This is a genomic window from Photorhabdus luminescens subsp. luminescens (assembly GCF_001083805.1).
Taxonomy (GTDB): domain Bacteria; phylum Pseudomonadota; class Gammaproteobacteria; order Enterobacterales; family Enterobacteriaceae; genus Photorhabdus; species Photorhabdus luminescens.
On sequence record NZ_JXSK01000013.1, the window covers coordinates 86,136 to 105,084 of the forward strand.

Genomic DNA, 18,949 nt, shown 5'->3' on the forward strand with positions numbered 1-18,949 from the left:
TTAATCTCCGTCAGTTAAACGAGAACGCCGACGCGTATTAGTTTCTCGCATCAGTTCACGTATTTTTTCTTTCACTAAGTCACCCAGGGCTTTGCTGTCACGCATATCAACGCCGTAAAAATTCAGCTCAAAAGTGTAATTGTCACTCGCTCTTTGCCGCTCATTTCTATTTCCGTTCAGATCAATCGGTACCGGAATACCGGCAAATGCTGGTTGAGGTTCAGGTAGCACAGCACTGGCAAGCCCCATCGCAGAATCTTTTAGTCGAGATAACAATGACGCACGCGGTACATTCAATTGAGGTTCACGATATGCGCCGTCAATCGCAGTCACGGCGGGATAATTCTTAAAGACAATCTCACCCAGTTTATTGGCATCAGCGAGTGATGCGGTATTTTGCAATGATGTATTTGTGGTTCCCCCGCCTGTCTGATTCTTATTGTTCTTTTTATCTCCTTTAGGGGTGTAAACCTCGGTACCGAATGCCGGTATATTGGTTTTTTTATCATTACCAGCTACTTCATCAGCTTTTTTGCCTGCTTGTTTGATTGGTTCTTCGGCGCCGGGTTTCCATTCTTCCTTGACCATTTTTTTTAATTTATCATCCCATCGCCAGGCAACCCCATCACCGACTTCGGCAGGTTTGATAGGCTCACCAGCCTTATTCATGACCTGAGCAGCTTCAGCGGCGGCTTTTGTGGCATCGGGAATCGCGCCAAGTTTTTCAAGCAGCCAGCTAACGCCCTCGGCTACTTTCAAAATGACGGATACTACAGCACCGATTGCTTTTCCGACAATTTCCCCAAATGTTTTTCCGGCTTCTGTACACGCTTTCAAATCTTCTGATGTGGTATTGACGGGTTCAAATAGTTTTGTGAACCAGTCCCACACTTTTTTAACTGCATTCGCAATACCATCAAAAATAGGCGCAAATGGCGCAAACGCAGCGTTAAATGCCTGTTTAATTGGCGTCAGTCCTTCTATCAAGCCGGAAAAAAAACCGCTAAAAAACGCTTTAATGGGTTCCCAGTATTTCCAGATCAGTACTGCCGCAGCGACAACAGCGGCAATTAATAAACCAAGCGGGCTCAATAGAAACGATAGCCCTCCGCCGATTGCCATTATTGCAGTTCTGCCAATACTAAGCAGAGAACCGAATCCAGAAGAAACCAAAGTTCTTAACCCATTACCCAGCACTGACAACGCCGTCATTGGCTGTGTAAAAGCCATCACGATCCCGCGTCCTGCCGCCGATGCTCCGCTACCCAGCGCCTTAAACCCATTTGCTCCGCTTGTTACAAGCTGACCACCAAAACGGCGCAATGCCGCGCTGCTACTCTGAAATATCGGCGCCCATCCTTTAACACTTTTACTTACACCACCTAGGGATGGCAATAAACCTTTTAAGCCCCCCGTTAATCTGCCGACTGACGGAATTAATTTGCCGATCCCGCCGCCGCCCGTCAGCATAAATATACTGAGTTTCATCGCAGCTAAGGGCACGATAACGGCAGCGGCAGCCAGCGCCAATGCACCCAGTGCACCGACCAGCGTCACGATAACCAGCGTGCCTACCATGATTGCATATGTTAATTTGGGATGGGTTTTCATCCAGTCGCCGACACGAGCGATAACCCTTGTCAGTCCCTGCGTCAGTTTTCGGAACGGAGAGTCAACACTCTCTTCCATTTGTATCCCCAAATCTTCCCACGCTGATTTCAACTGCTTGAGATCGCCTTTTAGGTTGTCGATTTTGACTTTTGCAACTTTTTCGGCTTCACCTTTTGAATTTTCGTTCGCTTTTTTCTGTTCGTCATATTTACCGTTTGCGGCACCTTCTAGCACAGCCCCCATTCCGACCATCGCTTCTTCACCGAAGATGTCTTTTTTGATGCGGATTTGGCTGGGTTGATCATATTTGCGGAGTTTTTGATCCAGTTCTTTTAGAATATCGCCCATATCCCGCAATTTACCGTTGGCCCCGCTGACTTTAATATCCAGAGCCTTCATGGCATCCGCGCCCGCGCCGACCGGAGCAACAAGGCGGGATAACCCCCCTCTCAAAGCGGTACCTGCCATGCTGCCGCGCATGCCATTCGCGGCCATCATTGCCGCCATTGCTGCCATGCTTTCTAAGCTAATGCCCAGGTTGGCAGCAATTGGCCCGGCGTAAGTCATGGTTTCGCCAAGTTGCCGCAAGTCAGTATTACTTCGAGTAAAAGTGGCAGTCAGAACGTCAGATACCCGGTCCATCTGATCGGCATTGAGTTTGAACTGAGTCAGCACATTTGAGCCAATGTCGGCAGCTTCACCAAGATCCATATCATCAGCTAATGCCATATTAAGCACGCCAGGTAATGCTGCTTTGATGGATTCTGGGGTAAGGTTCGCCATTGCTAAGAATTTCTGCCCTGCGGCGGCATCAGTCGCAGTAAATGCCGTACTGGCCCCTAACGCTCTGGCTTGTTCTCTGAGCATCTTAAGACGAGGATCATTTTTATCGAGACGAGTCAACGCTTGAACGCCAGACATCCCCTCGTCAAAATCTCGTCCGGGGGCCATAATACGAGATGAAGCATACAGAAAGCCCGCGCTACCCGCCGTCGCAGTGGCCCCTGCCGTGGCAAGCTTCCCGCGCATTTCCTTGGCTTTGCTATAGCTATTCTGGGCACGCGTGACCGCATTTAATCGCCGTTGCTGCTCGGCTAGTTGCTGATTGTAAATTTCAGTGCGACGGGTTATTTGGGCAGTAACATTATCACTCTGACGAATAGAAATGTTATGCCTATCCATCTGTTCACCCACAGCCTGCAATTTCTGCTTTTCTTTAGCCAGTGTGCGGCCATAGCGATCCCGTTCCTGCCGTGCTGCAAGCAGGATTTTGCGCTGTTCTTCGGTTTGTTCCCTGAACCGCGGAAATTGCGCAGCTAACTCTTTGGCTTTAGCTTTGGCTTTGTCGTATGCATCCGCGTTTTTTTTAATAGAATCGCTTAAGCGGTCAAATGTTTTTGCATGACTTGCCAGGCTTTTAATGTCGCTTGACGTTGATTTGATTTGAGAAGCCAGCCCCGCTGCCGCACGACTTGCAGCACTAACGGGACCGGATAACTTATTAGCGGCGCTCAGTGATACGCGGATATTGAGATTACGATCTGTCATGATTCACGTCCTGTACGGGCTACAGCGCGTTCATGCCATTTCAGTAGTTCAGGCACTGACATAGCATCATATTCTGACGGTGCCCAATGGAAAACTGTTGCGATATCCGCAATGATTTCATCTGTCTCTACAAACGGGCAGGGGATTACTCTTTTTCCTGTTCCTGCGTCCCACCGGCTTCCGAGGACGGCGCTAAAAAATCAGCAACACCGCTTGCAAGTTGCGTGAAATCTTGAATACCCATCCCACTAATCTCCGCTTCTGTCAAACGCGGTTGGGTTACGCGTGGTAACAGAGTGATAAGAGAGTTCACATCACTTGTCATGACGTCATACAGTTTTAACCCACGTAGGGCACCCACTTGCTTCATCGTGTCAGTAATAATAACTTCTGTAATTTTTTCCCCGTTGTGACGTTCCAAGGGTTCTGAAAGTGTAATTGTTTTTGACATGGTTAAATCTCCTGCAATTGGCGTAATTACGGCCATTAAATTAAAGTAGGGTTGTGATTAATGGCCGATATTGGCCCGATGTTGTTCAAGTAGATCTTTGCCGTCTACTTTCCACACCAGGTTCAACATATCTACTTCGAACACCTCACTATTATCAATCGTGACTTTGCAATACGTGTTTTTCAGCGTGTATTTATGTTGCGTGTTGTCACCCGCTTTTGCCGAACCCCAGTCAAGTTCCGTGAAACGTCCTCGCGTCTGAATTTCACACGCGATAGTCTGCCCGGTTGCGTCATCATAATAAGAACCCGCGAAGCGCAATTGCAGACTGTCAAGTGTACCGCCCCAGGTTTTCAGCAATGAAGCTTCAATACCGCCCATTGTGACGTCCATATCTAACGCGCCGCCGTCCATTCCGACGAGTACGGCAACCGATCCCGGCATCCCGGCACCCTGATAATCTTCGGTTTTTAGTGACAGCTTAGGCGTAGTGACTTCTTCAACTTGACCCAAGTAAGTTTGACCATTAATGTACGTATCAAACATAAAGAGTTTTTTTGGCATACCCATTATTGTAGTTCCTCTAGCCTAACTGATTAACCTAACTGATTAAAAACAGCGAAATATTCATCAGTGAAAGTCTGTGTTAGCTGCAAATTTTCCAGCGGCGGTACCGGCGTATATTTGTAGCGAATATGCGCTTTACCATCCCGCAAGTTTTCTTTCGGATTGTCTGCCGGGTCATACCAGCACTCAAAGCCCAACAATTTCCCTTCTGTGACTAATTGCACTCCTTTTCTGTTGATACCATCAATGACATCTTTGATGAGAGAAGGGGTTAGCGTTTTATCAATATAAGAGAAATGTGCTTCTGCAATCATATCTGCCAATATCTGAGCGGTACGGGTATAGACTTCAAAGAAGTAGGTTTCACTGTCACAAGTACGATTACCCCAAAAACGGAAACCGTCCCGTTTAATTAGAGTGGTTACACCTTTGCTATTTAAGTCATTCGCGTCAGTATCGGTACCTTGTAGCGTCCACCAAATATCGGCAGAAATACCCAGCACGCCGTTAACGGGAACGTTAGATAACGACTTATGCCAGCCTTGATCAGCGTCAATACGAGCACGTAGCCCCAGGGCGAACGCCGTAGCGGGAATGGTTTCATTTTTCCCGGATTGACTGTTGTAAGTAATGAAATCAGGGTAAATCACCATTAACTCACGCTGATTGAAGTTTTCACGGTACTTCTTCACATCAGCAAGCGTTTTATTGCCATTCGCGCCGATATATGCGAACGCCCGCAGCTTCTCCGCAAATATCGCTAGCTGAGCCGCGACGGCCTGCGTATCAAGTCCGGGAGCCGCTAGAATCCGTGGATGTTCACCCACGTTAGATTCTGCGGTCAGCAACGCGTACAGGCCGGTATAACGCCCATCGGTACCAACCCCGCCGATTACCAATTGATCTTGTGTTTTGGCGTCTTCACCCGACTTTTGTTTCGCTGCGTCAGCAACACGGATAACAATCACTTTCGGACTGCACTGATCAGAAATGGCTTTCAACGTGGTATACAGAGTTCCGGTTTTACCGGCTTTGCCGATGACACTGTTAATGCGCGTTACCAGTGTTGGGGTGTCAAGCGGAAACAGTTCTGTATCAGCATCATCCGCAGTGCAAACGACACCGATGATAGATGTATCAATATCCCGGATTAGCGTACTGAGTTTTGTTGTCTCCGTAACAGAGACCCCATGATGGAAAGCAGCCATAGCTTTTACTCTCATGATTAAACATGCAGCTATAGTGATAGCTCAGCAACAGAAAATCATGTTGTGCCGCGTGTCGTGGTACCGCGACAACGCTCGCTAATTGTCTACACGCGCACGCGCGGCAATGATTGGCTGAAATAAACCGGCATTAGGTGAGTAATGAGCTTTCTTGATAATTTAATAGCAAGTGAATACGTCAAACAACCCGCTTTTGATCTGATGATAGGTGGTCAGCAAATCACAACACTGAATGACAGACTGATTTCACTATCACTAACGGATAATCGGGGTTTTGAGGCGGATACGCTTGAGCTTGTGATTGACGACTCAGACGGTAAAGTCGCATTACCGCCGCGTGGCGTCGAGCTTTCTGTTGCGATTGGCTGGCAAGGAGAAGCGCTTATACATAAAGGCTTTTTCACAGTCGATGAAATCAGTCATAGCGGGCCACCGGACCAGCTAACTGTGACCGCCAGGTCCGCAGACTTTAGACAAGAATTCAATGTCAAACGAGAGTACAGTTGGCACGACATTACTGTTGCAAAAGTCGTCAGTGCCATTGCAGGCAGATACAATTTAAAGCCCGGCGTTAGTCGCCAATTAATGAATATTGAAATTGACCACGCCGACCAAACCAGCGAGTCTGACATTAGTTTTTTGAGCCGAATGGCTGAAATGATTGGCGCAATTGCGACCATTAAAAATGGCATGTTGTTGTTCATCGTGCCAGGTCAGGGCGTTTCACGCAGCGGTAAGCCACTGCCAGTTATTACTATTAAACGTGAGTCTGGCGATAAGCATAATTTTAGCCTGGCTGATCGAGATGCTTACACCGGCGTTAAGGCTTGCTGGCTGGATTTAAACTTTGGTAAAAAACCCGCAACAACAATGAAGCGTAAGAGTCAGTCTGACAAATCCCCAAAAACCAAGGCGCAAGCATCAAGTAAAAAAGAGGGCGATTATTTGGAGGGCGCTGAGGGAAATGTATATGTGATGCGTCAGACATTTAAAACAGAACGTATAGCCCGCCGTGCCGCTGCGGCGAAATGGGCAACTTTGCAACGAGGAGCCGCCGAATTTAGTATCACGCTGGCAAGGGGCCGGCCTGATATCTACCCGGATTTATATGCACAAGTTGTTGGTTTTAAAACTGTAATTGATTCATCGGAATGGGTAATAACAAGAGTGGTACACAATATCGGTGACAGTGGCTATACAACTTCACTGGAACTTGAATTAAAAATTAAGAATACAGAAATGAGCGCCGGCACCGAAAATAGCAAAAATAGTCACAAGTCGTGATATGCTTATATCAGGCAAACTCTTATAGAGGGCTGATATCATGGCGTTTATATGTCCCCGCTGCAATGCTGTAGCAAAAACCCGCACAAGTGAAATGATGAGTGAAGAAACTCGCCGCAGTTATCATCAATGTCAAAATCTGCTTTGTGGCTGTACATTTACAACAATTACAACAGTTGAGCGCTATCTCTGTACACCCAGTCAGCAAGAATTACCGCCCAATTTTAAATTACCAAAAATGGCGTTTCCGGCAAGTCACTATGGTGATGATCAAATAGGGTTTGGTTTTTAGCTCTATTGTAAGCAAGAAAATAAACCCCGAAAATCGGGGTTTTGGCGGCTATTACTAAGATTAACTATTAGTGTGACCGTGAGTGTGAGATAAAATGATAAGACTAACATTATCATCTGTTGCTTTGCCGACTTCATCACATGATGAACGTGGATTTTCAAAAACATAGCCAATATAGTTATATCTGTTCAGCACATGAATCTCTTTTGTACTTTTTAGGTATGAGTTTTTGACACCCAGCCAGATCGGGGCGCATACGCCCATCTTAATTACTGCCTTATAAATGTCGCTTGTTACCTGATCTTCATCCATCGTTAGTGTAATGACATCTCCGCTATCGCTGATTGATAGTGGTTGCCATGACCGCATTGATTTTTGTAAAACTGAGTAATTGGTTGATTGTGCAAAAACGCTGAATGATGCAAGTACAAGTAAAAATAGCGTGCAGATATATTTTTTCATTAAATCTATCCTCTGTTTGTAGTAGAAGCCCATAAAACGGGTTTCCGTGAACTTTTTATCTTACCTGAATTTGGATATTAAAAGCCCCGAAAATCGGGGCTATTTCTCGAAGTGTGGTCAAATTTGGGACATAAAACAAAAATAATCATTTTAATTCAATTAATTAAATAAAAAATAAAAGAATTAATTGTTCTGTAATGGAATATAGGCGATCTCGCCAAAATAGTTTTTCAGTAGATTGCATCAGGATAAAGATGACAATGCAAAATACAATGGTAATAGCCGGACAGCCGGCTGTTAATTGTTTTTCAGACTATTTATATTACGCCCTAAAACAAGGCGAGGGCTTTATCATCGATCCCACTCAAGAAATACCGAGTTTTTAGTTCTCATGTAACCCACATTCTCGCTTCAAGCCAAAAAAACGGGTTTGTTCTTCACTCATGCCCGGTTCCCATTTTTGGGTTGTATGGATGTCACCAACAGAAAGATAACCTTGTTCCCATAATGGATGATATTCCAAACCATGCTTTGTCAGATATTGATGCACACGCCGGTTATCCCAGTCGATAATCGGCAAAATCTTAAATACTCCCCGCTGTACAGCCAGAACCGGTAATTTTGATCGACTTTCAGATTGCTGACGGCGTAAACCAGCAAACCAACTTTGTGCATTTAGACTTTTTAAAGCCTGATTCATTGGTTCAACTTTATTAATCTGATTGTAACGTTCTATTCCCTCCACGCCTTGTTCCCACAATTTCCCATAGCGAGCTTCCTGCCAGGCCGGAGAATGGTCAGCACTGAATACTTGCAAATTCAGTTTCAACTGCGTTGTGAGTTTATCTATGAATTGATAAGTTTCAGGGAATAGATAACCGGTATCAGTAAGGATGACCGGAATATCAGGATATTCTTGTGTCACTAAATGAAGACATACCGCCGCCTGAATACCAAAGCTGGAGGAAAGAACAAACTCCCCCGGCAAATTTTCTAATGCCCAGTTTATCCTCTGGTGAGCATCCATCATTTCAAGCCGCTGATTAATCTCAGCCAGTGATTGCTCTTGCTGTTCAGCCGTCATGCTAACAAATTGAGATAAACTGAATTGACTCATACCGCCTCCTGCCAATCGTAAAAATCGCGGGCTGAATCCAATACCGGCTTGATAATATCCGTGCGGATCAGAAAATCGCCAAAACCCTCATTTGGCTGCCTCCCCGTCGCCCAACGCCCAATGAGTTCATCCATGATGGATAAAATCTCTTGTGAGCTGATATTTTCTTTATACATGCGTGGAATACGGGCGCCAATTCGATTACCGCCAAGATGAAGGTTATAACGATCAAGCGCTTTGCCAACTAGCCCTACCTCCGCCAACATCGCTCTACCGCAACCATTCGGACAACCCGTCACCCGCAAAACAATATGTTCATCACCAATACCGTGTTTATTCATCAGTTGTTCAACATGGGTGACAAACTCCGGTAAAAAACGTTCAGCCTCAGCCATTGCCAATGGGCATGTTGGGAAAGAGACACAAGCCATTGAGTTTTCACGCTGAACTGTGGTTTTATCGTCAATCAATCCATGCTGACGGGCGATAGTTTCAATGCGTTGTTTATCACTTTCAGGAATACCAGCAATGATTAAGTTCTGATTGGCCGTCAGGCGAAAATCCCCTTTATGTATTTTTGCAATTTCAGCAACGCCGCTTTTCAACGGCCTGCCGGGGTAGTCTAAAAGGCGACCATTTTCAATAAACAACGTTAAATGCCATTTATCATCGATGCCTTTCAGCCAGCCAATTTGATCACCACGACCCGTGAATTCATAAGGCCGAACTGCCTCAAATTTCACTCCAGCGCGTCTCTCTACCTCTTCTCTAAAAGTGTCCACACCAACCCGCTCCAACGTATATTTGGTTTTGGCATTTTTGCGTTCAGTCCGATTACCCCAGTCACGCTGAGTTGTTACCACAGATTCCGCAATTACCAATGTATGTTCAAGTGGAATATAGCCAAACTCACTCGCCATACGTGGATAGGTATTTTTATCGCCATGAGTCATCGCCAAACCACCACCCACCAGCACGTTAAAACCCACCAACTTGTCACCTTCTGCAATGGCGACAAAGTTCAAATCGTTGGCGTGTAGATCAACATCATTCTGTGGAGGAATAACTACCGTGGTTTTGAACTTACGCGGCAAATAAGTCGAACCAAGAATCGGCTCTTCATCGGTCGTTGCAACTTTTTCTTCATCTAACCAGAGTTCAGCATAAGCACGAGTACGTGGCAGTAAATGTTCTGAGATTTTTTTCGCCCATTCGTAAGCTTGTTGATGTAATTCTGATTGAATAGGATTCGAGGTACAAAGTACATTGCGGTTAACGTCATTTGCCGTCGCAAGCGAATCCAATCCAATTTGATTCAACAATTGATGCGCAGGTTTTACATTCCCTTTCAGAATGCCATGAAATTGAAATGTCTGGCGGTTAGTCAACCGAATACTGCCATAAAGGGTATTTTCCTCAGCAAACTTATCAATACCTAACCATTGCTGTGGCGTAATCACGCCACCCGGCAGACGACAGCGCAACATCATTGCATGACGTGGCTCCAATTTTTGCTCTGTACGTTCAGCACGGATATCACGATCATCCTGCTGATACATGCCATGAAAACGAATCAACAGGAAATTGTCCCCTTCAAAACCTCCCGTCAAGCCATTAGTTAAATCTTCGCTGATCGTACCTCGCAGGAAGTTACTTTCCCGCTTCATACGCTCACTGTCAGCCAGTTTACCTTCAACAATCAAAGGACCATGTTGTTTATCGTTCATTAGTACACATCCCTCTGATAACGGCGCTCAAGACGCAGTTCACTTAAAAATTCATCTGCCTGTTCGCTATCCATGCCGCCATGCTCAGAAATAATATCCAATAGCACATGTTCCACATCTTTCGCCATGCGGTTTGCATCACCACACACATACAGATGTGCTCCTTCCTCTATCCAACGCCACACTTCTTCACCTTGCTCACGCAGCTTGTCCTGAACATAAACTTTATGCTGCTGATCACGGGACCATGCCAAATCAATACGGGTCAACAAGCCATCTTTGACATAACGCTGCCACTCCACCTGATAGAGAAAATCTTCAGTAAAATGTGGATTACCAAAGAACAACCAATTTTTCCCTTCAGCGCCATCAGCCTCCCTTTGCTGCATAAATGCCCGAAATGGCGCAATTCCGGTTCCCGGCCCAATCATGATGACAGGCGTGCGTGGATTAGCAGGCAGACGAAAATTATCGTTATGCTCAATAAAAATACGAATATCGCCATTTTCCTGTAAGCGATCTGCCAGATAGCCGGATGCGCCGCCGGTGCGGGCCCGTCCGTTAATTTCATAACGAACCACACCAACTGTAAGATGAACCTCATTTTCCACTTCTGCCTGAGAAGAAGAAATTGAATAGAGCCTTGGTGTCAAAGGCCGTAGCAAATCAATAAATTGCTGTGCCTCCGGTTGAGAAGCCGCTTCTCTTATCATATCGGCGATCGGTTTATTGTGAGCGTATTGCTGTAATGCTTGTTTATCAGCAATCAAAGAAAGCAATTTTTCATCTTTCGCCAGAGCAGCGTATTTTTCCACAATCACACTAGTATTTTGGGTTAACTCAACATGTCTGATCAGTGCTTCCCTTAATGGCAATTTCTGACCATTAACCTCAACCTGTTCTGTTCCCTTCAACCAGAGCAAATTTAATACTTCATCCACCAACTCCAGATCATTTTCAAACCAGACACCTAAAGCATCACCTGGCTGATAACGAAAACCTGAATCACCCAGATCAATTTCAATATGGCGAACATCTTTATCAGAACCACGACCCGTTATTTTCTGGCGGGTGGCTAAGGCCGCAGTCAATGGCGCCTGTTTAGTATAAGAAGTTGAGAAAACTTCATTTACCGGCCCGTTTTGTGCGTAAGTAATTACAGTCCCTATCTCAGCCGGAATACGCTGTTTCAAGATCACAGTTAATTGTTTACGCCACTGAGCCGCAACTTGCTGATATTCCACATCACCATCTACACGCTCCAGAAGCTGTTGAGCACCTAATTCATTCAGACGATTATCGAAATCTTTTCCAGCCTGGCAGAAGCGCTCATAAGAGGTATCACCCAGACCAAAAACCGCAAATGCCGTATCATTCAGTTTCGGCGCCTTTTTAGAATAGAGATACTTATACAATGCAACTGCTTCCTCAGCCGGTTCCCCTTCACCTTGAGTAGAAGCAATAATTATCAGTACCTTCTCTTGAGCAATTTGTTTGAACTTGTAATCACCAGCATTGAACAGATTGACATTAAATTTCTCTGCCAACAAATCATCACGGAGCTGCTCAGCTAAACGACGAGCATTACCAGTTTGTGAAGCTGAAATTAATGTGATCGTTTCCTGTGCCGGAACCGCCGGAGCCACGGCCTGAACCTGTGGTTGTTGATTTACCATTCCCCAAAAATAACCAGACAGCCAGGCTAATTGCGTCGATGAAAAATCCCCAATTGCCGATTGCAAACGCGCTAGCTGTTCAGGTGAAACCGGAAGAAGTGAAATTGAAGGTGGTTTTATGCTCATTGTCCTGTGCTACCCTTTACGATTACCAATGTCCGTTATTTTTAGTAAAGAAAATAAATAGGGATGGTTTGTAAGGTTATCTCAGCGACTTGTTACTATTTAAAGAAACTATCGCAATATCAAATAACCAAAACGCCTAACCATATTTACAGATTTAATATATCTATAAAACAGTTAATAAGAGCAATGGCAAAAAAATGAAAAAACCAAGTTTAATTCCGAAGATCGGGTAGAATAGCGGGTTTTTTGAAGTCAGGGAGAACCACTATGAGCACAACAATTTTTAAAGATTTTCAGTTTGAAGCCGCCCACCGTCTGCCACATGTCCCAGAAGGCCATAAATGCGGCCGCCTACATGGGCACTCATTTATGGTACGACTGGAAATTACCGGGGAGGTCGATCCTCATAGTGGCTGGATTATGGACTTTGCCGATTTGAAAGCCCTATTCAAACCCGTTTGGGAACAGTTAGATCACCATTATCTAAATGATATCCCCGGACTAGAAAATCCAACCAGCGAAGTACTCGCTACCTGGATTTGGGATAAAGTTAAACCAATAATTCCGCAACTCAGTGCGGTTATGGTCAAAGAAACTTGTAACGCGGGAGCTATTTTCCGCGGTAAATGAAATAACTTACTGCACCAGGAAACCTCCAGTGCAGTAAGCTTTTCTCAGGCGATATTCAAATATTTATGTGTTTGCATAGAAAACCGCCAATTACGGGCAATACAGGTTTCAATACATAAACGAGTAGCATCTTCTTTCTGGCTAATAGGTTGCAGTGCAATAATACGCGATGAGTCGTCATCCAATGTCGCTAATAACTCATCCAATGCTTCAATATCTCTTTCCCTAGCAACCGGATATTTTATTTCATTCGCCCTTTGCAAAGCCTGCTGCAATATCTGGTAACCACCACGCATATTAACTTTTGGTGAAACTGTCACCCAAGTAGCAACAGAACACTTAACATGATACGTACCACTGGTTTCTATCTGGCATTGGTAGCCAAGGCTTTCTAACTCTTCGATCAGAGGTATAAGATCATAAAGGCAAGGCTCACCACCAGTAATAACAACATGACGTGCGGTATATTTCTGTTGAACAAACAGCTCTGCAATTTGCTTAGGAGATGCTTCACTCCATTCATTGCTTTCACTCGTTTTCAGCAAAATTGTTTCCAATGTCCGTTGCTTTTCCGCTTCTTTCTCCCAAGTGTGTTTAGTATCACACCAGCTACAACCAACCGGACACCCTTGCAGACGAATAAAAATTGCCGGGACTCCAGCAAAAAAACCTTCTCCCTGCAATGTCTGGAATATTTCGTTAATCGGGTAAAACATAAAAATCTCTGGTTTCATTAAGGCAAGGGCGCATTATTACAGATATCTATCCCGCGAACATCAATCTTTATGGTAAGGTACGGGGTTTGCTTCGCTTGGCTAACGTGCAACTTGTCGAGGCATCGTGTGCTTAAAATATATCTAGCACTGAAAAAGTGACAGGAATAAATAATGCAGAATAATGAAACTCAGCTGAAACGGGGTCTAACCGGGCGGCACATCCGCTTTATGGCATTAGGCTCCGCAATAGGCACAGGGCTGTTCTATGGCTCCGCAGCTGCTATTCAGCAAGCTGGACCAGCCGTATTACTCGCCTATTTAATCGGCGGTGCTGCCGTATTTATGGTGATGCGTGCATTAGGCGAAATGGCTGTTCACCATCCAGTAGCCGGTTCTTTTTCACACTATGCCAGCCATTACCTCGGCCCTTTAGCCGGATTTCTAACCGGATGGAATTATATATTCGAAATGCTGATCGTTTGCCTAGCTGACGTTACTGCATTCGGTTTCTATATGAAACTCTGGTTCCCCCACGTGGAACAGTGGATCTGGGTGCTAAGCATTGTCTGCTTTATCGGCGCAATTAATCTTTGCCATGTGAAAATTTTCGGTGAAATGGAATTCTGGCTTTCGATTGTGAAAGTCACCGCAATTATCGCTATGATTGTCGGCGGCATCACTATCATGATCTATGGGTTCGGCCAAGAAACAGATCATGCAACCGGTATTGCCAGTTTGTGGGAATATGGCGGTTTTATGCCTAATGGCATAACTGGCGTGATAGCTTCACTCGCCATTGTAATGTTTGCTTTTGGTGGTATTGAAGTCATTGGTATTACTGCCAGTGAAGCCAAAAATCCCGAAAAAACAATTCCAAAAGCAATCAACGCTGTCCCTTTCCGTATTCTGCTGTTCTATGTACTGACTCTGTTTATTTTAATGTGTATCTATCCGTGGAATCAGATCGGTCAAGAAGGTAGCCCATTCGTACAGATTTTTTCCAGCTTGGGTATCAATTCTGCTGCTAATATTCTCAATATCGTCGTGATTACTGCCGCAATTTCAGCAATTAATAGCGATATTTTTGGTGCTGGCCGTATGATGTATGGCATGGCCCAAGAAGGACAAGCGCCTAAATCATTCACCAAGCTGAGCCGTAATGGCGTCCCCTGGATGACTGTAATCGTTATGTCAGCAGTTCTGTTGATTGGGGTTATACTCAACTACATGATTCCAGAAGAGATTTTCGTTATCATTGCCTCTATCGCAACATTCGCTACTGTATGGGTATGGTTGATGATCCTACTTTCTCAGGTTGCTATGCGCCGCAAAATGAGCAAAGAAGAAGTTAAAACCCTGAAATTTCCCGTTCCTATGTGGCCAATAGCACCAGTATTAACCATTATCTTTATGGTATTTGTTATTGTATTACTGGGCTATTTCGAGAAAACCCGCATTGCATTAATTGTAGGAATTGTGTGGGTAATTTTGTTATCAATAACTTATTTCTTAAGCGTAAAGAAAAATATTTCTCAACCTCATCAGTTGAATAAATAATATTTACACTTATAAATGCCAGATTATTCTGGCATTTATTATAACTTATTCAAAAAAATATATTTTATATTCATTTCAATGTTATTTTTATATATTATTTAAAATAAATCTTATTTTATAAATAAAAATATATTCTTATAATAAAGAGTTAATAAAAATTTACAACAAGAGGATTATGATCAGAAGCATCAGTAGGTATTACAATAGCATTAGCTATATTCAACTCTCGGTAAAAAATAAAATCCAAAGGCCTGCCAAACGCGATTGTTCGATAGTCGTCAGTAAAAGATACTTCTTCAAGGTGTAAATATCTAGTAAAGCGTTTTAAAGCATTTAATCGTTGCTTACTCCATGCATTAAAGTCACCAGCCATAATTACAGGGCCATTATGTAAACGAACATGAGCTCCAATATTATTCAACTGACGGCTATAAACATCTACACCAAAACTGAAATTTATCGCATGCACATTAATAACCATCAAATGACGATTATCCTGCAAAAGATAAACAGTGATGAGAGCTGATTTAGATAAACGCAAAAGAGGCTCTTTCTCTCTCAATGGACAACAATAAACAGGGTGAGAAGTTGCTAATGTCATTACACCAGAAGGGTGCTGTGGTAATAGAAATGCAGGAACTTGATCAGCTATCAGACAATTTGAGGTAGCAAATTCAACTAAATCAGGAGTTGTCTGCGCTTCTTGCAATAAAATCAACTGGCTTTCCTTAGTTAGCTCCTTCAGAACCTTTCGCCATGCAGGACGCTGCTGTTTATAGATATTCCATACAACAACCCTAAGTTTATTTGTGCCAGTGATCAAAGGAGTACCTACAGGTAATGCATTCCCAAGCTGATGAGTCGACATAGGAAAGACACGTTCAACAGGTTGACCCGCGACATACCTTATCGCATAGGTTTTTTTTACCACGTAAAAAACCTCTTAAATACAGAATAACTATAAAAACTATCCTATTTTATCAAATATCATAAGGTAATTATTGATTTTAATACTCATAAACGACAAAAAACCCTGAGATTTCTCTCAGGGTTTCTCTGCTAACTAAGGTGGCGGTGCGGACGGGGCTCGAACCCGCGACCCCCGGCGTGACAGGCCGGTATTCTAACCAACTGAACTACCGCACCACCGAATTCTTTTGGGTTACGCCGCTGATGCGACTAAAACCCAAACATCAATTTTAGCAGCTCACAAACGGCTTTCCTGCCGTTTGCCCTTCGGGCCGTCGCGACTCGCGACGTTCAACTCCGTTCCCGACGGAGTTGTCCTACTCTCTGCTATTTTTGCCTTATGCTGCCTTCTATCGCAACACAACGCTTAATTAAAGCCTGGCAGTTCCCTACTCTCACATGGGGAGACCCCACACTACCATCGGCGCTACGGCGTTTCACTGCTGAGTTCGGCATGGGGTCAGGTGGGACCGCCGCGCTATCGCCGCCAGGCATATTCCGTTTTATCCCGGCCGTTGCTTCTCCACAACCGCCCGGTTCAATCTCTGAACAAGCTGAAATTCATCTCTCTTCCGTCTTCTGACCGCTGTCCGCTGTCTTCTGACACCAAAACACCTTCGGCGTTGTAAGGTTAAGCCTCTCGGTTCATTAGTACTGGTCAGCTCAATGCATCGCTGCACTTACACACCCAGCCTATCCACGTCTTCGTCTTAAACGTTCCTTCCGTGACCTCAAGTCAAGGGAAGACTCATCTCAAGGCAAGTTTCCCGCTTAGATGCTTTCAGCGGTTATCTCTCCCGCACTTAGCTACCGGGCTATGCCATTGGCATGACAACCCGTACACCAGCGGTGCGTCCACTCCGGTCCTCTCGTACTAGGAGCAGCCCCTTTCAATCTTCCTGCGCCCACGGCAGATAGGGACCGAACTGTCTCACGACGTTCTAAACCCAGCTCGCGTACCACTTTAAATGGCGAACAGCCATACCCTTGGGACCTACTTCAGCCCCAGGATGTGATGAGCCGACATCGAGGTGCCAAACACCGCCGTCGATATGAACTCTTGGGCGGTATCAGCCTGTTATCCCCGGAGTACCTTTTATCCGTTGAGCGATGGCCCTTCCATCCAGAACCACCGGATCACTAAGACCTACTTTCGTACCTGCTCGAGCCGTCACTCTCGCAGTTAAGCTGGCTTATGCCTTTGCACTAACCTCACGATGTCCGACCGTGATTAGCCAACCTTCGTGCTCCTCCGTTACGCTTTGGGAGGAGACCGCCCCAGTCAAACTACCCGCCAGACACTGTCCTCAGCCCGGATGACGGGCCTGAGTGAGAACATCGAGCATTCAAGGGTGGTATTTCAAGGATGGCTCCATGCAGACTGGCGTCCGCACTTCCAAGCCTCCCACCTATCCTACACATCAAGGCTCCATGTTCAGTGTCAAGCTATAGTAAAGGTTCACGGGGTCTTTCCGTCTTGCCGCGGGGACACTGCATCTTCACAGCGAGTTCAATTTCACTGAGTCTCGGGTGGAGACAGCCTGGCCATCATTACGCCATTCGTGCAGGTCGGAACTTACCCGACAAGGAATTTCGCTACCTTAGGACCGTTATAGTTACGGCCGCCGTTTACTGGGGCTTCGATCAAGAGCGTCGCCTTAACGGCTAACCCCATCAATTAACCTTCCAGCACCGGGCAGGCGTCACACCGTATACGTCCACTTACGTGTTGGCACAGTGCTGTGTTTTTAATAAACAGTTGCAGCCAGCTGGTCTCTGCGACTGGCTTCGGCTCCGGGGGCAAACCCCTTCACCTAACGCCAGCGTGCCTTCTCCCGAAGTTACGGCACCATTTTGCCTAGTTCCTTCACCCGAGTTCTCTCAAGCGCCTGAGTATTCTCTACCTGACCACCTGTGTCGGTTTGGGGTACGATTCAATGTCACCTGATGCTTAGAGGCTTTTCCTGGAAGCCGGGCATCAACCACTTCACCGCCGTAGCGGCTCGTCATCACGCCTCAGTGTTAAAAGAAGAGCGGATTTGCCTGCTCCTCCCACCTACACGCTTAAACCGGGACGACCGTCGCCCGGATGGCCTAGCCTTCTCCGTCCCCCCTTCGCAGTCACATTCAGTACAGGAATATTAACCTGTTTCCCATCAGCTACGCCGTTCGGCCTCGCCTTAGGGGTCGACTCACCCTGCCCCGATTAACGTTGGACAGGAACCCTTGGTCTTCCGGCGAGCGGGTTTTTCACCCGCTTTATCGTTACTTATGTCAGCATTCGCACTTCTGATACCTCCAGCAGGCCTCACGGCGCCGCCTTCAACGGCTTACAGAACGCTCCCCTACCCATTCAGAGAACAGACGTCAGAATACAGCTTACAGACGCCGCCCCAGTCCAGTCAGCATTTTCGCTATCTCTTCATAGCCATCGCGCCATTCCTGCCACTGAACCCGATTGATATAGCCCAAATCCAGACAATATCTTAACCATACACGCATCTCATCGGCACTGCCTAAGGCTATACTAATGAAACGCCTGAACTCGGGTTTGGAATAATGCTGCTTACCAAAGCCCTCGGCAAGGTTGGCGCAAATGCCCTTACTTGCCCGCCCGACCTGGTCCGCTAATCCATATTGTTCGTACTGAGGAAATGTCAAACTCACCTGATGAATTTCTAACGAAATTCGATAAGCTTTCTTAAACACGTCCAATTGCTCGAATCCATATGACATCATTCCGTCCTCTGTCTTCTGAAATCTGTCCTCTGAATGCCGCAGCTTCGGCGCATGGTTTAGCCCCGTTACATCTTCCGCGCAGGCCGACTCGACCAGTGAGCTATTACGCTTTCTTTCAATGATGGCTGCTTCTAAGCCAACATCCTGGCTGTCTGGGCCTTCCCACATCGTTTCCCACTTAACCATGACTTCGGGACCTTAGCTGGCGGTCTGGGTTGTTTCCCTCTTCACGACGGACGTTAGCACCCGCC

15 protein-coding genes, 1 tRNA gene and 2 rRNA genes are annotated in these 18,949 nt (G+C 45.6%); 4 read left to right on the plus strand and 14 right to left on the minus strand.

Annotated features, from left to right (window positions below; translation table 11 throughout):
- The 5 genes from TI10_RS22460 to TI10_RS22475 form a co-directional block, all read right to left on the minus strand.
- Positions 1-3,159 (minus strand): phage tail tape measure protein, encoded by a 3,159-nt coding sequence (locus tag TI10_RS22460; protein ID WP_049585613.1) that lies wholly within the window; start codon positions 3,157-3,159, stop codon positions 1-3.
- On the minus strand, positions 3,156-3,221 hold the full coding sequence (locus TI10_RS26530) for a GpE family phage tail protein (protein WP_336431749.1): 66 nt from the start codon (positions 3,219-3,221) through the stop codon (positions 3,156-3,158). Before TI10_RS26530 ends, TI10_RS22460 begins: the two co-directional genes overlap by 4 nt.
- A gap of 83 nt (positions 3,222-3,304) precedes the next feature.
- Positions 3,305-3,610, minus strand: coding sequence for a phage tail assembly protein (locus TI10_RS22465; RefSeq protein ID WP_049585615.1), 306 nt, complete (start codon positions 3,608-3,610; stop codon positions 3,305-3,307).
- A gap of 57 nt (positions 3,611-3,667) precedes the next feature.
- Complete coding sequence (locus TI10_RS22470) at positions 3,668-4,180, minus strand: phage major tail tube protein (protein WP_049585618.1); 513 nt, start codon at positions 4,178-4,180, stop codon at positions 3,668-3,670.
- Positions 4,181-4,206: 26 nt separating this feature from the next.
- The gene (locus tag TI10_RS22475) at positions 4,207-5,400 is read right to left on the minus strand and encodes a phage tail sheath subtilisin-like domain-containing protein (protein WP_387555442.1); all 1,194 of its coding nucleotides are present in this window, start codon (positions 5,398-5,400) and stop codon (positions 4,207-4,209) included.
- Positions 5,401-5,544: 144 nt separating this feature from the next.
- Between TI10_RS22475 and TI10_RS22480 the strand changes: the two genes are divergently transcribed.
- Both TI10_RS22480 and TI10_RS22485 read left to right on the plus strand, forming a co-directional pair.
- On the plus strand, positions 5,545-6,687 hold the full coding sequence (locus TI10_RS22480) for a phage late control D family protein (protein WP_049585621.1): 1,143 nt from the start codon (positions 5,545-5,547) through the stop codon (positions 6,685-6,687).
- Positions 6,688-6,727: 40 nt separating this feature from the next.
- Positions 6,728-6,979, plus strand: coding sequence for an ogr/Delta-like zinc finger family protein (locus TI10_RS22485; RefSeq protein WP_049585623.1), 252 nt, complete (start codon positions 6,728-6,730; stop codon positions 6,977-6,979).
- A 60-nt stretch (positions 6,980-7,039) separates the two neighbouring features.
- Here TI10_RS22485 and TI10_RS22490 read toward each other — a convergent pair whose 3' ends face one another.
- The 4 genes from TI10_RS22490 to cysJ all read right to left on the minus strand — a co-directional run bounded on the left by TI10_RS22490 (position 7,040) and on the right by cysJ (position 12,087).
- Positions 7,040-7,441, minus strand: coding sequence for a hypothetical protein (locus tag TI10_RS22490; RefSeq protein ID WP_049585625.1), 402 nt, complete (start codon positions 7,439-7,441; stop codon positions 7,040-7,042).
- 382 nt (positions 7,442-7,823) lie between these two features.
- The gene (locus tag TI10_RS22495) at positions 7,824-8,558 is read right to left on the minus strand and encodes a phosphoadenylyl-sulfate reductase (protein ID WP_049585627.1); all 735 of its coding nucleotides are present in this window, start codon (positions 8,556-8,558) and stop codon (positions 7,824-7,826) included.
- Entirely contained in the window at positions 8,555-10,285 is a 1,731-nt protein-coding gene (gene cysI / locus TI10_RS22500) for an assimilatory sulfite reductase (NADPH) hemoprotein subunit (RefSeq protein WP_049585630.1), read from the minus strand. The genes TI10_RS22495 and cysI overlap by 4 nt, the downstream gene beginning before the upstream one ends.
- Positions 10,285-12,087, minus strand: a complete 1,803-nt coding sequence (cysJ, locus tag TI10_RS22505; protein WP_049585632.1) for an NADPH-dependent assimilatory sulfite reductase flavoprotein subunit — start codon at positions 12,085-12,087, stop codon at positions 10,285-10,287. The genes cysI and cysJ overlap by 1 nt, the downstream gene beginning before the upstream one ends.
- A gap of 267 nt (positions 12,088-12,354) precedes the next feature.
- Between cysJ and queD the strand changes: the two genes are divergently transcribed.
- Complete coding sequence (gene queD, locus TI10_RS22510) at positions 12,355-12,717, plus strand: 6-carboxytetrahydropterin synthase QueD (RefSeq protein WP_049585634.1); 363 nt, start codon at positions 12,355-12,357, stop codon at positions 12,715-12,717.
- Positions 12,718-12,761: 44 nt separating this feature from the next.
- Here the strand turns inward: queD and queE are convergent, their stop codons facing one another.
- Entirely contained in the window at positions 12,762-13,433 is a 672-nt protein-coding gene (gene queE / locus TI10_RS22515; protein WP_049585636.1) for a 7-carboxy-7-deazaguanine synthase QueE, read from the minus strand.
- Positions 13,434-13,604: 171 nt separating this feature from the next.
- Here queE and TI10_RS22520 point away from each other — a divergent pair, with 171 nt between their 5' ends.
- Positions 13,605-14,990, plus strand: coding sequence for an amino acid permease (locus TI10_RS22520; protein WP_049585638.1), 1,386 nt, complete (start codon positions 13,605-13,607; stop codon positions 14,988-14,990).
- Positions 14,991-15,138: 148 nt separating this feature from the next.
- On the opposite strand, the gene TI10_RS22525 is transcribed toward TI10_RS22520, so the two are convergent.
- The 4 genes from TI10_RS22525 to TI10_RS22540 form a co-directional block, all read right to left on the minus strand.
- The gene (locus tag TI10_RS22525; RefSeq protein ID WP_049585640.1) at positions 15,139-15,921 is read right to left on the minus strand and encodes an endonuclease/exonuclease/phosphatase family protein; all 783 of its coding nucleotides are present in this window, start codon (positions 15,919-15,921) and stop codon (positions 15,139-15,141) included.
- Positions 15,922-16,059: 138 nt separating this feature from the next.
- A tRNA-Asp gene (locus TI10_RS22530) sits at positions 16,060-16,136 on the minus strand.
- A gap of 199 nt (positions 16,137-16,335) precedes the next feature.
- Positions 16,336-16,451, minus strand: a 5S ribosomal RNA gene (gene rrf, locus TI10_RS22535).
- 135 nt (positions 16,452-16,586) lie between these two features.
- Positions 16,587-18,949 (minus strand): 23S ribosomal RNA (locus TI10_RS22540); the annotation flags it as partial.